General features: G+C 65.4%; 15 protein-coding genes. 9 read left to right on the forward strand and 6 right to left on the reverse strand.

The genetic code is table 11. The features are described from left to right. A partial coding sequence (locus C489_RS17225; protein WP_006432619.1) for an Hsp70 family protein occupies positions 1 to 743 on the reverse strand: 743 nt, incomplete at its 3' end. Positions 744 to 930: 187 nt separating this feature from the next. Next, positions 931 to 2,145 (reverse strand): nucleotide exchange factor GrpE, encoded by a 1,215-nt coding sequence (gene grpE, locus C489_RS17230; RefSeq protein WP_049891020.1) that lies wholly within the window; start codon positions 2,143 to 2,145, stop codon positions 931 to 933. Positions 2,146 to 2,328: 183 nt separating this feature from the next. Here grpE and C489_RS17235 point away from each other — a divergent pair, with 183 nt between their 5' ends. Continuing rightward, positions 2,329 to 2,703: a CBS domain-containing protein gene (locus tag C489_RS17235; RefSeq protein WP_006432621.1), complete on the forward strand. Its 375-nt coding sequence runs from the start codon at positions 2,329 to 2,331 to the stop codon at positions 2,701 to 2,703. Positions 2,704 to 2,800: 97 nt separating this feature from the next. Further along, positions 2,801 to 4,243 carry a DEAD/DEAH box helicase family protein gene (locus tag C489_RS17240; RefSeq protein ID WP_006432622.1) on the forward strand — a complete coding sequence of 481 codons (1,443 nt, stop codon included), beginning with the start codon at positions 2,801 to 2,803 and terminating at the stop codon, positions 4,241 to 4,243. A 92-nt stretch (positions 4,244 to 4,335) separates the two neighbouring features. Here C489_RS17240 and C489_RS17245 read toward each other — a convergent pair whose 3' ends face one another. Beyond that, positions 4,336 to 4,911, reverse strand: a complete 576-nt coding sequence (locus C489_RS17245) for a diadenylate cyclase (RefSeq protein ID WP_006432623.1) — start codon at positions 4,909 to 4,911, stop codon at positions 4,336 to 4,338. Positions 4,912 to 5,030: 119 nt separating this feature from the next. Between C489_RS17245 and C489_RS17250 the strand changes: the two genes are divergently transcribed. Then, entirely contained in the window at positions 5,031 to 6,569 is a 1,539-nt protein-coding gene (locus C489_RS17250) for a DUF790 family protein (RefSeq protein ID WP_006432624.1), read from the forward strand. A gap of 117 nt (positions 6,570 to 6,686) precedes the next feature. Next, on the forward strand, positions 6,687 to 7,139 hold the full coding sequence (locus tag C489_RS17255) for a response regulator (RefSeq protein ID WP_049890999.1): 453 nt from the start codon (positions 6,687 to 6,689) through the stop codon (positions 7,137 to 7,139). A gap of 1 nt (position 7,140) precedes the next feature. Here C489_RS17255 and C489_RS17260 read toward each other — a convergent pair whose 3' ends face one another. Next, entirely contained in the window at positions 7,141 to 7,656 is a 516-nt protein-coding gene (locus tag C489_RS17260; RefSeq protein ID WP_006432626.1) for a DUF7122 family protein, read from the reverse strand. Next, positions 7,656 to 8,564: an RsmB/NOP family class I SAM-dependent RNA methyltransferase gene (locus C489_RS17265; protein ID WP_006432627.1), complete on the reverse strand. Its 909-nt coding sequence runs from the start codon at positions 8,562 to 8,564 to the stop codon at positions 7,656 to 7,658. The genes C489_RS17260 and C489_RS17265 overlap by 1 nt, the downstream gene beginning before the upstream one ends. A 120-nt stretch (positions 8,565 to 8,684) precedes the next feature. On the opposite strand from C489_RS17265, the gene C489_RS17270 reads away from it, so the two are divergent. The 5 genes from C489_RS17270 (at position 8,685) to C489_RS17290 (ending at position 12,366) form a co-directional block, all read left to right on the forward strand. Beyond that, on the forward strand, positions 8,685 to 9,383 hold the full coding sequence (locus C489_RS17270; RefSeq protein WP_006432628.1) for a hypothetical protein: 699 nt from the start codon (positions 8,685 to 8,687) through the stop codon (positions 9,381 to 9,383). 72 nt (positions 9,384 to 9,455) lie between these two features. Further along, positions 9,456 to 10,199, forward strand: a complete 744-nt coding sequence (locus C489_RS17275) for a proteasome assembly chaperone family protein (protein WP_049891021.1) — start codon at positions 9,456 to 9,458, stop codon at positions 10,197 to 10,199. 141 nt (positions 10,200 to 10,340) lie between these two features. Then, the gene (locus C489_RS17280; protein WP_006432630.1) at positions 10,341 to 11,168 is read left to right on the forward strand and encodes an aldo/keto reductase; all 828 of its coding nucleotides are present in this window, start codon (positions 10,341 to 10,343) and stop codon (positions 11,166 to 11,168) included. Between the two features lie 150 nt (positions 11,169 to 11,318). After that, the gene (locus C489_RS17285) at positions 11,319 to 12,089 is read left to right on the forward strand and encodes a hypothetical protein (RefSeq protein WP_049891004.1); all 771 of its coding nucleotides are present in this window, start codon (positions 11,319 to 11,321) and stop codon (positions 12,087 to 12,089) included. An 85-nt stretch (positions 12,090 to 12,174) separates the two neighbouring features. Continuing rightward, entirely contained in the window at positions 12,175 to 12,366 is a 192-nt protein-coding gene (locus C489_RS17290) for a DUF7333 family protein (RefSeq protein WP_006432632.1), read from the forward strand. 165 nt (positions 12,367 to 12,531) lie between these two features. On the opposite strand, the gene C489_RS17295 is transcribed toward C489_RS17290, so the two are convergent. Then, positions 12,532 to 13,503 (reverse strand): phosphoadenosine phosphosulfate reductase family protein, encoded by a 972-nt coding sequence (locus C489_RS17295; protein ID WP_006432633.1) that lies wholly within the window; start codon positions 13,501 to 13,503, stop codon positions 12,532 to 12,534. Between the last annotated feature and the right edge of the window lie 91 nt (positions 13,504 to 13,594).

Genomic DNA, 13,594 nt, shown 5'->3' on the forward strand with positions numbered 1-13,594 from the left:
CGCGCCATCAGAGATGTGTATAAGAGACAGGCGTCTTTGAGTCGCTGGAGGGCCTGCCGGTCGTCCCGGAGATCGATCCCGTGTTCGTCCTCGAACTCCTCGGCGAGCCAGTCGATGATGGCCTCGTCCCAGTCGTCACCGCCGAGGTCGTTGTCACCGTTGGTCGCGACGACCTCGTAAACGCCGCCGCCGAGATCGAGAATAGAGACGTCGAAGGTGCCGCCACCGAGGTCGTACACGAGGACGGTCTGGTCCTGATCGTCCTCGAGGCCGTAGGCCATCGAGGCAGCCGTCGGCTCGTTGATGATGCGCTCGACCTCGAAGCCGGCGATCTCGCCGGCGTCTTTGGTCGCCTGGCGCTGTCGGTCGGAGAAGTAGGCGGGGACCGTGATGACGGCTTTTTCGACCTCGTCGCCGAGGTAGTCCTCGGCGTCGCGTTTGATCTTCTGGAGGATCATCGCCGAGATCTCTTCGGGCGTATACTCCTCGCCCTCGATCTCGACGGTATAGTCCTCTTCGCCGATGTGGCGCTTGATCGAGGCGATCGTCTTTTCGGGGTTCTGAATCGCCTGATTCTTCGCCGGTTTCCCGACGAGTCGCTCGTCATCGGTAAAGGCAACGACGGAGGGCGTCGTCCGTTCGCCTTCGGCGTTGACGATGATCTCCGGATCGCCACCTTCCATCACCGCGAACGCGCTGTTCGTCGTCCCGAGGTCGATTCCGAGAATTTTGTTGCTGGCCATCGTGGAGGGGTATTGTGCGCACTTTGTTTTAAAGGTTACTAGCCGGATAGGAGGACCGAATAAAATCCGGAAAGCGGGGGCTATAGCATCGCTCGCGGCAGTTGGATCACAGTAAAAACACGGTAAAATCGGAGTCGACTCGAGTGGTCAGTCGACGAGTCTCGGTCGCGGGCGGGTTCCGAACGCGTTACTCGTCCGCTTCGTCCGCCGGAGGTTCCGTTCGGTCGTCGGCGACCTCGCCGCCGAGTTCGATCGCCTCGTCGGCGTCGTCGGCTTCCTCAGTGTCGCCAGCCGCCGAGTCCGCTTCCTCGGCCGATTCGTCGTCGATATCGTCCGTCGCGCCGTCGCTGCTGTCGGCGTCTGCCGTCTCCTCCGTTGCTTCGCCGTCGGCGGCGTCGGCAGTATCCACATCGTCGGCCTGCTCGTCTGCTTCTGCGTCCGCGTCGTCGTCACCCTCCGCGTCGGCGAGTTCGCCGTTCGAGACGGTCACCTGCGCGTTCTGGATGACCTTGTCGCCCATCTCGTAGCCAGGCGTGTAGACGTCGGCGACGGTCCCCTCCGGCTGGTCGCTGTCGACCTGCATCATGACCTCGTGGCGCTGCGGGTCGGTCTCAGTCCCGGGATCGGGGGCGATCTCGCTGACGTTCTCGTCCTCGAGGATGCGATCGAACTCCCGCAGCGTCATCTCGACGCCGTCCTGGAGGCTCTCGGCGTCGCCGCTTTCCTCCTCGAGTGCGCGTTTGAGGTTGTCGCGGACGCCGATGAGTCGCTCGACGAGGTCCTCGGTCGCGCGGTCTTTGATCTGTTGCTGGCGCTTCTTGGCGCGTTTCTTGTAGTTCTGGAAGTCGGCCTGTTTGCGCTTGAGCCGGCTCTTGAGGTCCTCGACTTCCTCCTCGTACTCCGCGAGTCGCTCGTCGCGTTCGTCGATGGCCTGCTCGTACTCGTCGAGTTCGTCCTGCAGTTCGCCGATGGTCTCGGCCTGGGACTCGATGCGTTCCGTGAGGTCCTCGAGTTCCTCGCGCTGGTGGGAGACGGTCCCGTTGAGATCGCGGGCCTCCTCGACGATCGAGTTGACCTGGCGGGCGAGTTCGTCGTCGTACTCGGTGACCCGGTCGAGGACCCGCTGGACATCCTCGCTCGTTTCGGGTGCGTCCGTCGCCGCGTCGGCCCCGGTCGCGCCTGCGGCCGGCTCGGCTTCCCCCGCCGCGTCGGCGTCCTCGTCGGTCGCGTCGCGACTCGAGTCGGCGTCTGCGGCCGCCGTCGCGTCGTCCGGGTCGGGAGCCGATTCCGCGTCCCCGTTCGTCGACGCCGCGGGATCCGCGTCGGCCGTCTCGCCGTCGTCGGATTCCTCCTCGGACGGGACACCCTGGGCGGACGTGTTCGTGCCCTCGTCTTCGCTCATGTCCCAGTCAACGAACAGCGGTAATAAAAGGGTTGAGGTAGCCGGATCGCGGCGGCCGGTCCGGAACACAGCGCGGTCACCGTCTGGCAACACCGAGCCGCGATCGCCGCTTCGACGCCCGATCCCCGACGCGATCTCTGCGTTGACGGAAAACATCATACCGACCGTTCCCGTTGTAGTACTATGGGAAGTGCTGACAAGGAAACCGTCGAAGACGTGATGTCCACGCCGCTGGAAACGATTTCGGGAGACGCAACGGTGATGGAAGCGACGAAACGGATGCGCGAGACGGACATCAACGCCTTGGTCGTTCGCACCTCGCCGCGGGCGATCATCAGCAGTACGGACGTGCTCGACGCCGTCGCCGAGGGACGAGACGTCACGGAGTTGGCTGTGAGCGACGTGATGACGACGGACGTCGAAACCGCAACCCCGGATCTCTACATGGAAGAGGTCGCCGCGATGATGACCACCTACGGAATCAAACACCTCCCCGTCGTCGACGACGACTACGTCGGGATGGTCTCTTCGACCGACGTGACCGCTCACCTCTCGTAACTTCGAGCGGGAGTCGGTGGTCGGGCCGCGAGCGATCCGCCGTTCGAGGCCGCCGAACACCCGACAGTATTTGTACGCCCTGCCCCGACTGTGGCCCGTGACGCGGACATCGAGCGACGGCGCAGCTCCGATCGAACTCCGGTACGAGGACGGCACGATCCGGATCGACGGCCTCGAGGGGGCGTCGGTTTCGCCGTCGTCGGTCCGCGGGTCGGTCCCCGACCTCGAGGCCGATCCGCGGACCGACGGCTGGCGCGTTCCGGCCGGCGGCTACGCCGGCCTGCGGGCGGCCCTGACCGACACCGGGGTCGCGATCGACGACCGCGTCCTCGACCTCGATCCCGTCTCCGATCTCCGCTCGGCGTACGAACTCCGCGACTATCAGGAAACGGCCCTCGAGGCGTGGCTCGAGACCGACCGCTGGGCCGACGCGCCCGCTTCCGCTCTTGACTTGGTTCCGCGAGCGCCCGCCGGCGTCCTCGAACTGCCGACCGGCAGCGGCAAGACGGTCATCGCGCTGGCGGCGATCGAGCGGCTCTCGGTGCCGACGCTCGTCGTCGTGCCGACGATCGATCTGCTCGAGCAGTGGGTCGGGGAACTCGAGCGCGAGTTCGGCACCCCGATCGGCCGCTTCGGCGGCGGCGAACAGCGCCTCGAGCCAATCACGGTCTCGACGTACGACTCGGCATACCTCAAAGCCGACTCGGTGGGCGACCGCTTCGGCTGCGTCGTCTTCGACGAGGTCCACCACCTCGGCGGCGAGGGCTACCGCGAAATCGCACGGCTGCTCGCCGCGCCCGCCCGGTTGGGACTGACCGCGACCTTCGAGCGCCCCGACGGCGCACACGAGGTCATCAAGGAAATCGTCGGGCCGCTGGTCCACCGCATTGACGTGGACGAACTCGCCGGCGACCACCTCGCGAACTACGACGTCAAGCGACTCGAGGTGTCGCTCACCCCCGACGAGCGCGAGGAGTACGAGCGAGCGCAGGGAATCTTCACGGACTACCTCGCGAAATCGAACATCGAGATGCGCAGCGGGTCGGACTATCAGGAACTCGTCAAGCGGTCGGGGAACGATCCCGAAGCCCGGGAGGCGTTGCTCGCGCGCCAGCGCGCACGAGAGATCATGCTCGGTAGCGAGAACAAACTCGCGACGCTCGCGGCCATCCTCGACGACCACCGCGGCGAGCGGACCATCGTCTTCACGGCGCACAACGACCTCGCGTACGGCGTCAGCGAACGGTTCCTGCTGCCGACGATCACCCACCAAACCGGGGCCGCGGAGCGACGGGAGATCCTCGAGCGCTTCCGCGAGGGAACTTACACGCGGATCGCGACCTCGAACGTGCTCGACGAGGGCGTCGACGTGCCCGACGCGAACGTCGCGGTCGTGCTCTCGGGCAGCGGCAGCGAACGCGAGTTCACACAGCGGTTGGGACGCATTCTGCGGCCGACGGCCGATGGCAGTCGCGCGCTGCTCTACGAAGTGGTGAGCGAGGACACCGGGGAGGAACGCGTCGCCAGACGGCGACGGTAACTGGAGGGGAACTCGAGAACCGTCGAATCTACCGAGAACAGCCGAGACTGCCGAGCCCACCGAAACCAGCGAGATCACCCACTCTCGACTCGTTACTCGTAGCCGGCCACGTTCCACTGCCCGCCGAGTTCGGAGCGCTCGAACGTCTGAAAGGAACCGCGCTGAAAGATCGTTACCCGGCCGGTCTCCTCGCTGAGCGTGACCGTCGAGATCACATTCGGCCGTCGCGAGGTGTCCAGCGCGCTCATGTGGCGCGATCCCATCCAGTCCTCGTACCCGCTGTCGGTCTCCTCGGAATTCTCGAGTTCGCCGGGAACGACGTCTCGAAAGCGGACCATCTGGTCTTGGACGACGCCGTCGACGCTCACGACGAGCGCGCCGTCTCGGGTCATCGCCACCTCCCGCGCCGCCTCGAAGAAGGTATCGAGGTCCAGACAAACGTCGCGACAGCGGTCCGTCGGCCACGTGTTGTCCCCCATCGGATCCGCGAAGTCCGCGACCGAGGGACCGGTGACGACGGCGACGTACAGGCCGGGGCCCTTGACGTACTGCTCGTCCCACCGGTCGAAGTCGAGACTGATCCCCTCGAGGGAGTGGACGAGACAGTCGATCAGTTCCCGGACGCCGTCGTGGGTCTCGTACTCGATCCGGAGCGCCGAATCGTCCATGCGACCGATTTGGGACGGGATCGCCGTAATATCGCTGCCTGAACCGCCGGAGAGAAGGGAAGGAAGGCTCGAGCCGCCGTCCGGGCCACTTTTGGCGACGCCGCGCCGACACGGGATAGATGCTGACGAAGGACCTGCTGCGGGTCTCGCGGGCCGGCGGCGGCTACCACCCGCAGTTCGCCGCTCGCGAGCACCGGCCGCTGGCCGCCCGCGTCATCGGCACGTATCAGGGCCACGTCGGGCAGCCCCGAGCTGCTCTCGAGACGGCGCTGACCGACCTCGAGCGCGACGCCGACGACTTCAAACTCGTCCGCGGATTTTCGGCGCTGCTCGAGCGCGAGGCGACTTTCGAGACGGACGCCGAAATCGAGCCTGAGCGCGCTCGCAAAGCCGCGTTCGAAGCCGCCGAGGCGGTCGGCGTGGTCACCGAAGACGAGCGTGCGATGGCGCTCATCCGGGCGAGCGAGTCCCTCGACGTGTCGGCGGACGCCCTCGAGACCGCGCTCTACGCCGACCTCGAGACGCGACAGGTCCTCACTGCGGTCGACACGCGCTGGGATCCAGACGAGTTGCTCGATCGGTACAACCTCTCGCTCTGTCAGACCGCGCTGTTCGACGCGACCGAGGTGCGCGTGCGCTCGAGCGATCCGAAAGCGCTGATCTCGGCGATCAAGCGGCTGCGACTGATGTACGAGATTCGGCGCGTCGAGGGCGAGTCGGCGGCCGGGGCCGACGGGCTCTCGGAGCGCGAAGTCGTCGTCACGGGGCCGACCCGCCTCTTCCGTGCGACGCGGCGCTACGGCACTCGATTCGCACGACTCCTCCGAACCGTCGCGAAGGGCGAGGCGTGGTCGCTCGAGGCGACGATCGACGATCGGGGCACCGAACGCACGCTCGAACTCTCCAGCTCGGACCCGGTTCGGGTGCCCGACGCGGAGCCGATCGCGGACGTGACCTTCGACAGCGGCGTCGAAGCCGATTTCGCCGCTCGCTTCTCGAGTCTGGACCTCGACTGGAAACTCGTCCGCGAGCCGGAGCCGCTCGCGACGGGGACGAAGGTCATGATCCCGGATTTCGCGTTCGAGTACGAGTACGGCGACTTCCGTCTCTACTTCGAGATCATGGGATTCTGGACGCCCGAGTACGTCGCGAAGAAGCTCTCGCAGCTCTCCTCGCTCGAGGACGTGGACATGCTGGTCGCGGTCGACGAATCGCTGGGCGTCGGCGAGGAAATCGCCGCCCGCGACCACCGGGCGATTCCGTACTCGGGGACGGTGCGGGTCAAAGACGTCGCCGACGTCCTCCGAGAATACGAGCGCCAGTTGGTGGCCGAGAGCGCGGCCGAACTCCCCGACGAGTTGCGGCCGGCGGAAGACGCGATCGCACTCGGAACGCTGGCCGAACGTCGCGGCGTGAGCGCGGACGCGCTCGCAGACGTCGACTTCCCCGAGCACGACCGCGTCGGGCGGACGCTGATTCGGCCCGCCGTCCTCGAGTCGCTCGCGGACGCGATCGAGCCGGGGATGGCGCTTTCGGACGCCGAACCGATCCTCGAGGAGGACGGGATTTCCGACTCGAGTGCGGTCCTCTCGCGGCTCGGGTACCGCGTCGAGTGGGAGGGGCTGGCCGGCGGGACGATCGTCGAACGGACCGAGTAGTACGTATCAGGTATCGAAGCGGCGAGAGTCCAGCGACGGCGAGCGGTCCGACACTGAACTCAACACCCAACGTACTTTGTAATCAGCCTTAACCGGGTGAGGTCCTATTCGTCTATAGTGTCCAACTCCCCCTCCAGCGCTCCGGTCTCCATCTTGCTCGTCGAGGACAACCCCGGCGACGTCCGACTCATAGAGGAGGCGTTCAAATCGGCGGGGTTCGCGACGACGTTTCATACCGTTACCGACGGTGCCGCCGCGATCGACTTTCTCCAAGACCAGGCCGCGACCGACTCCGGCCCCAATCTAGATCTGATGTTGCTGGATCTAAATCTCCCGCGAACGGACGGGTTCGAAGTGCTCGAGACGATCAAGGACGATCCGGCGCTTTCCTCGCTGCCGGTGCTCGTCCTCACGAGTTCGGAGGCGACCGAGGACATCGTCAAGAGTTACGAACTGTGTGCGAACGCCTATCTCACCAAGCCGACCGATCCCGCCGAATTCGCCGACATCGGCCGCGCGGTCGAAGCCTTCTGGATCGACGAGGCGACGCTGCCGCCGGTTCCGTCGTAAGTTACGACTCGAGGTCGCGCTGTCTCCCCTTCGGGACCATCGAGCGCAGTTCCCCGTGGACGTAGAGGCCGACGCCGATCGGTTCGCGCTGGCCTGCGACCTCGTGTGCGGCAATGAGGTATCCCCAGTCGCCGTCCCACCGCTCGAGGTCCTGGTCCTCGCCGCTCGCGAACCGGCGAGCCTGCTCGCGGTCGAGTTCGATCACGCAGTCGGTCGCGTGTGTACCGAACCGCTGGACGAAGTCCGTCGTCGGCTTCCAGTGTTCCTGTCTGGTGCGGAGACAGGTCATGCCGATCGCCTCGATCTCGATCGGGGACGGTGCGTCGCCGCCGTAGATCCAGATCTTGCCCGCGCCCTTCTCCCAGAACGTGTAGTCGTCGAAGATCCTCGGTGGGATACCGAACCGGTCCGCGAAGAGATCGATCACTTCCGCGCGCGTCGCACGGCCGTCGACGGTGCGGTCGGCCTCGGTGGCCGGCAGTCGGTCGAAGCGCTGGCCATCGTTTCCGTCGGCCATCAGGCGGTCACCTCCAACTTCGCGACGAAGAAGCCGCCGGTATCGTTCTGGTGTGGATAGATCCGAGCCGCCTTCTCGAGGCTCGAGTCGAACTCGTCGTCCTCCCATGCGGTCAGCCCCGGGGAGTGCTCGAGGGCGAGGTCGAAATCGACGACGCGACAGGACTCGGTGTCGAGCGCGTGCTGGACGATGGCCTCGTTCTCCTCGGGTGCGAAGGTACACGTCGAATAGACGACGGTGCCGCCCTCGCGGGTGGCCTGAATCGCCCGACGGATGATTCCCTTCTGGATGCCCGCGACGGAGGAGATGTGGCCTTCGGACCAGTTGTCCAGCGCGTCGGGGTTCTTCCGAATCGTCCCCTCGCAGGAACAGGGTGCGTCGACGAGCGTGCGGTCGAACTCGTCGAACTCGAATCGCTCGAGCGAGTAGTTGCGCGCGTCGGCGTTGGTCACCGCGAGGCTGGTCGCGCCGAGTCGCTCGGCGTTAAAGCGCAGTGCCGAAATCCGGCCGAGGTTGTTGTCGTTCGCGACGACCGTCCCGCGGTCGTCCATCAGCGCCGCGATCTGGGTGGCCTTCCCACCGGGGGCCGCACAGCAGTCCCAGACCCGCTCGCCGGGTTCGGGGTCGAGGACGACCGGCGGCACCGCCGAGACCTCCTCCTGCCCGTGGGTAAAGCCGTGAAAGGAGGTCCACGTCGATCCCGGCGAATCGGTCTCGAGGTCCAAAACGCGGGAGTTCCAGTCGGCCTGCTCGTAGCCGATTCCCTCCCGCTCTAGGGCCGCGAGCGTGCGCTCGACGGTCGCCTTGATCGTGTTCACGCGGACGGCGTTGCCGAGCGGCCGCTCGCAGGCCGCCAGAAAGGCGTCGAAATCGTCAATGATCGGTCGATACCGCTCGAGTGGCTCCATTTGCTCTGGGTTCGAGTGACTGGCGTTTGTGGGTTTCGAAGCGCCCGGGAGCGACTGTATTAACGGGGAACCGCCCATCTAATGGCCAGATATATACAATAGTGTATATACTTGCACACTATGAGTGACTCGACAGCGTTCGAAGTGACCGACTGTGCCGTCATCGGACGGACGTTCGAGGAGTACGCGGCGATGTTCGACCTCGAGCCGACCGAACTCGAGGGGCGACGGGTGCTCGACTGTCCCTCGGGCGTCGCGTCGTTCGTCGCGACTGCGACCGAACGAGGGATCGACGCCGTCGGGGCCGACGTCGTCTACGATCGATCGGTCACGGAACTCGAACGGCGATGTCGCGAGGATCGCGAATCGGTCGGGGAACAACTCTCGAAGAAACGGGCGCTGTTCGAGTGGTCGTTCTACGGTTCGCCGGCCGAGCGCCGCCGTTATCTCCGGCGGGCCGCCGACCGATTTCTCGAGGACTACGCGAGCGACGGGGCGGGAGATCGGTACGTCGGTGCGGCACTGCCGTCGCTACCGTTCGATCGCGATTCGTTCTCGCTCGTCTTCTCATCGCACTTCCTGTTCCTGTACGGCGATCGGTTCGGCGAGGCGTTCCACCGCGAGTCGCTCCGGGAATTGGCTCGCGTCGCGACCGACGAGGTCCGCGTCTATCCGCTCCAAGGGCTCGACGCGGAACCGTCCGTCCACCTCGAGTCCGTCGTCTCGATGCTCGCGGACGAGGGGTACGAGCCGACCCTCGAGACGGTCCCCTTCGAGTTTCAGTCGGGATCGACGGAGATGCTCGTCTACTCGCCGTGAGAGCGGGCACAGCTGAGATACTGGGACCAATCCGCCCTCGATTTTATGGCGCTGACGCGCATCGATCCGACCATGGCAGCAATCCGCCTACAGGGACCGGACGCGGACCTCGAGAACCCGACGCTGGTCGAAGGGTTCCCGGGCGTCGGCCTCGTCGGCAAGATTGCGACGGACCACCTCGTCGAGCAACTCGACATGCGCTACTACGCGAGCGTCCACTGCGAGGGGCTCCCCCGGATCGGCGTCTACCGCGGCGGCGACCGAACCGCTCGCCCGCCGGTCCGCCTCTACGTCAGCGAGGAACACGACCTCATCGCGCTCCAGAGCGACGCGCCGATCGCCTCGCAGGCCGTCGAGAGCGTCGCCGACTGTCTCACCGGCTGGATCGTCGAGCAGGATGCGACGCCGATCTATCTCAGCGGACTCCCCGCCGAGCGCGACGAGGACCGACCCGACATCTACGGCATCGCGACCGGCGACGGCGGCGAGGCGCTCGAGGGAACAGACATCCCGGTCCCGCCGGAAGACGGCGTCATCACCGGGCCGACGGGGGCGCTCATCAACCGCGCGGCACAGGAGGGCCACGGCAGCCTCGGGCTCGTCGTCGAGTGTGACCACCAGTTCCCCGATCCGGAATCTGCGAGCGTCTTGCTCGAGGACGGCATCGGGCCGGTCACCGATCTCACGGTGGACGTGGCGAAACTCGTCGACCGCGCCGAGGAGATCCGAGCGAAACGGGAGCAACTGGCCCAGCAGATGCAGGCGATTGGACAGGACGAGAGTTCGCAGGCCCAGCCGCTACGGATGTACCAGTAGTCCCGCTGGGTCACGGTCGGTCAGGATAGATCGATTTCGCGGTAAATAGGCCTCCTCGGTACCGAATCCCACACATCCTTTGCGGAAGACGCTACTGCAAACACAACCCCTTTTCTCGTCGTTCCCCACCCTCCGACCATGATGGAACAGATCGACCCTGAGACGTGTCCGACTGCGAACGGCATGCCGATGCTCGGCCTCGGAACGTGGCAAAACGAGGATCCCGAGCAGTGTGCCGAGAGCGTCCGGACGGCCCTCGAGATGGGCTATCGACACATTGACACCGCCCAAGCCTACGACAACGAAGCAGCCGTCGGCGAGGGCATCGCGGCCGCCGACGTCGACCGCGACGATATCTTCCTCGCGACGAAGATCTGGACCGCGAACCTCGCACACGACGACGTCCTCGAGACGGCCCGGGCCAGCCTCGACCGACTCGGCGTCGACTACCTCGACCTGCTGTACATCCACTGGCCGGCCGACGAGTACGAGGCCGAGGACACGCTCTCGGCCTTTTCGGAACTCTACGACGAGGGCCTGATCGAGAACGTCGGCGTGAGCAACTTCGAGCCCGAACAACTCGAGGAAGCCGTCGAGGTGTGTGACGCGCCGATCTTCGCGAATCAGGTCGAACTCCACCCGCTGCTCCCACAGGAGGAGGTCCGGGCCGCGTGTGACGACCACGATATCGAGGTCGTCGGCTACTCGCCGCTGGCGCGCGGACAGGTCTTCGACCAGCCCGAACTTCAGGAGATCGCGGAGAAACACGACGCCAGCGAGGCACAGGTCAGTCTCGCGTGGGCACGCGAGCAGGGCGTGACCGCGATCCCGAAAGCGACCGGCGAGGACCACATCGGCGACAACTGGGCGTCGCTGACGGTCGACCTCGATCAAGAGGACCTCGAGACGATCGACGCGATCGACGAGACGAGCCGCGAAGTCGATCCCGGCTTCGCCCCGTGGAACTGAGCGGCGACAGCGGCCCCGTACTCACTCGTTATCGAGTTCCCTGAACCGGATCGACGCCCGTTTTCGCGTGCGAGCGGCCGAGTTCGGAGACGTGTCGCTTCCGAAGAAAAAGCAGGAAAGTTTACGGTACGCCGGCTTTTTGGCTCGCGTATGTCTACCCGCTCGAAAAGCGGTGGCGGTGGTGGGCTCGTCGGCGCGGTCAGAGCCGACATTCGGCGGTTACACGGAGCCTGGATGGAGATCGTCTTCCCCCGGCAACGTGGCCGCGGCCACTCCGTCATGGGCAAGTGGAAGCCCGAGACGCTCCCGCAGAAGCTCGGCTATCACGGCTGGAGCGCCCTCGGCGTCATCGGCTTGCTCGTCCTCTATCCGCTTACCGTTCTCGGTCTCGGTACCCGCTACTACGCGGCGAAACTCGACTCGACACGAACCCGCCTTGGCATCGTCGGCGTCACGGGCATCGCACTGCTCGGGTGGGGGCTCCTGACGATCGCCTGGGGGGCGATGTCGTACATGGAACAGGTCGACATCCCACTCGACGCGGTGCTGGCGGTCGCAGCGGCAAGCGGCGTCGCAACCATCGCGACCGCGCTCGCAGCGACATCCGCGAAGGTCGGCGGCCGAGCGCTCACGGTCGTCTTCGCCTATCCGTTCGCGATGACGGCGCTGTTCCTACCGCCGGTCGTCGCCGCGCTGGTGACGCCGTCGCTGCATCCCTACGTCCTCGACCCCAGCTACGACTTCGCCGTCTGGGTGTTGGACAACGTCCTGTTCGTCGGCGGGATCAGCGAGTATCTGCGGGGCAACTTCACGCTCGAGGGAGCGGCCTACGCGGGGATGTGGCTCGGCCTCTCGTTCCCGCTTGGCTGGTTCTTCGGGAGCGTCGTCGCGCTGGCGAATCTGGTTCGGCCCTCGCAGTAAGCCCCGCCGGTTCTTTTCGGACCACGGTCGTGAACGGACTGCCGATTCCCGATACCATTAGGAGTTTGCCTCCTAACGCCCGCATATGGAGTTCGATCTTCCAAAGACCGCAGTCGCATTTCTCGTCGTGATTGGGATCGGCATCGGGGGTATGCTCGCGACGCCGATGGGAACAGACACCATACTGATGATGGTCACGCCGTCGATGATCGTCTTCGGGCTGCTCATGCTCGCCCTCGGCGTCAAACACGGCGAGTACCGCGCCGCAGGCCGATAACAGCGGACCGGATCTCTTTCTCGCTGATCGACCAGTTCTTACCCGTCGACCTGTGCTTGTCGCAGTTCCACGGGCGACGATCACGTCGGTACTGCCGCTTGTTCAAGCGATCGAAACCGGGAAAAGCGGTAGTAAAACGTCAGTCAGCGGTCGACTGCGGGCGGCCTACATGTAGCCGAGGTCGCGCAGGCGCTCCATCAGGTCTTCCTTGTCCTGGGCGCGGCCCGCGCGCTCGGTGGTTCCCTCGAGGTCCTGCAGCCACGCGGGGTCCTCGGTGTTCTTTTCGGTGCTGATCTCACTGCCGAGCGAGCGGAAGCCGGCGAAGTACTTCGGCGAGATCGGCACGTCGTCCTGTTCGACGCCCTCGGGGAGGTCGTCGTCGGCCTCGGGGACGTAGCCCTCCTCGGGGAAGTTCTCGACCGTGTCCGGCACCACGAAGTTCCAGAAGGCGTCCCAGACGGCGGCCTCGTCGAACTGCAGGATGGGTTGGATGCGGTCGTGGGGCGGGTAGATGTCGGGGTCGTGGCGCGGCGAGAAGAACGTCTCGTCGGCGCGGGCCTCCTGTTCGTCCCAGCGCACACCGGAGATGACGCCGTCGATGCCGTGCTCCTCGAGCGCGTCGTTGAGCGCGACCGTCTTCAGCAGGTGGTTGCCGACGTAGGTGTCGAGCAGGAACGGGAACGTGTCCTCCTCGTACTCGAGGATATCCTCGACGTGGTGCTGGTTGTGCTCGGAGAGTTCCGAGATGTCGATGTCGTCGCCCGGCTCGAGGCCGTGTTCGTCGACGTACTCGCCGACGTCCTCGTTGCGCGCGTAGATTACCTCGAGATCCCACTCGTCGGCCCAGTGGTCGACGAAGTCGTGGATCTCGTCGAAGTGCTGGTAGTGGTCGATGAAGACCGCGGGGGGTACCTCGAGGTCGAAGCGGTCCGCGACCTCCTTGATGAAGTACAGCGTGAGCGTGGAGTCCTTGCCGCCGGTCCACATGACCGCCGGGTTCTCGTACTCCTCTAAGCCCTCGCGGGTGACTTCGATCGCCTTCTCGATCTTGTCCTGAATGTGGGGATACTCTTCGGGCTCTTCGCCCTCGCCGTCGGCATAGTCGATGTCGACGTAGTCGGGAAAGTTCTCGGCCATCTCGTAATTAGATATAATTAGCAGGTGTAAATCCTTTGGGTCGGCGGAAAGCTCTGTCGGCACTCCGGACCCCGCCCCATCGGCCAATTCG

The sequence above is a fragment of the Natrinema versiforme JCM 10478 genome (assembly GCF_000337195.1).
Classification (GTDB): domain Archaea; phylum Halobacteriota; class Halobacteria; order Halobacteriales; family Natrialbaceae; genus Natrinema; species Natrinema versiforme.

Bases quoted from the DNA above. Each gene is read 5' to 3' on its own strand.
- C489_RS17285 (WP_049891004.1), top strand. From the start codon at position 11,319: ATGTCTACCCGCTCGAAAAGCGGTGGCGGTGGTGGGCTCGTCGGCGCG.
- C489_RS17290 (WP_006432632.1), top strand. From the start codon at position 12,175: ATGGAGTTCGATCTTCCAAAGACCGCAGTCGCATTTCTCGTCGTGATT.
- C489_RS17265 (WP_006432627.1), bottom strand. From the start codon at position 8,564: ATGGAGCCACTCGAGCGGTATCGACCGATCATTGACGATTTCGACGCC.
- C489_RS17245 (WP_006432623.1), bottom strand. From the start codon at position 4,911: ATGGACGATTCGGCGCTCCGGATCGAGTACGAGACCCACGACGGCGTC.
- C489_RS17280 (WP_006432630.1), top strand. From the start codon at position 10,341: ATGGAACAGATCGACCCTGAGACGTGTCCGACTGCGAACGGCATGCCG.
- C489_RS17270 (WP_006432628.1), top strand. From the start codon at position 8,685: ATGAGTGACTCGACAGCGTTCGAAGTGACCGACTGTGCCGTCATCGGA.
- C489_RS17275 (WP_049891021.1), top strand. From the start codon at position 9,456: ATGGCAGCAATCCGCCTACAGGGACCGGACGCGGACCTCGAGAACCCG.
- C489_RS17250 (WP_006432624.1), top strand. From the start codon at position 5,031: ATGCTGACGAAGGACCTGCTGCGGGTCTCGCGGGCCGGCGGCGGCTAC.
- C489_RS17235 (WP_006432621.1), top strand. From the start codon at position 2,329: ATGGGAAGTGCTGACAAGGAAACCGTCGAAGACGTGATGTCCACGCCG.
- C489_RS17295 (WP_006432633.1), bottom strand. From the start codon at position 13,503: ATGGCCGAGAACTTTCCCGACTACGTCGACATCGACTATGCCGACGGC.
- grpE (WP_049891020.1), bottom strand. From the start codon at position 2,145: ATGAGCGAAGACGAGGGCACGAACACGTCCGCCCAGGGTGTCCCGTCC.
- C489_RS17260 (WP_006432626.1), bottom strand. From the start codon at position 7,656: ATGGCCGACGGAAACGATGGCCAGCGCTTCGACCGACTGCCGGCCACC.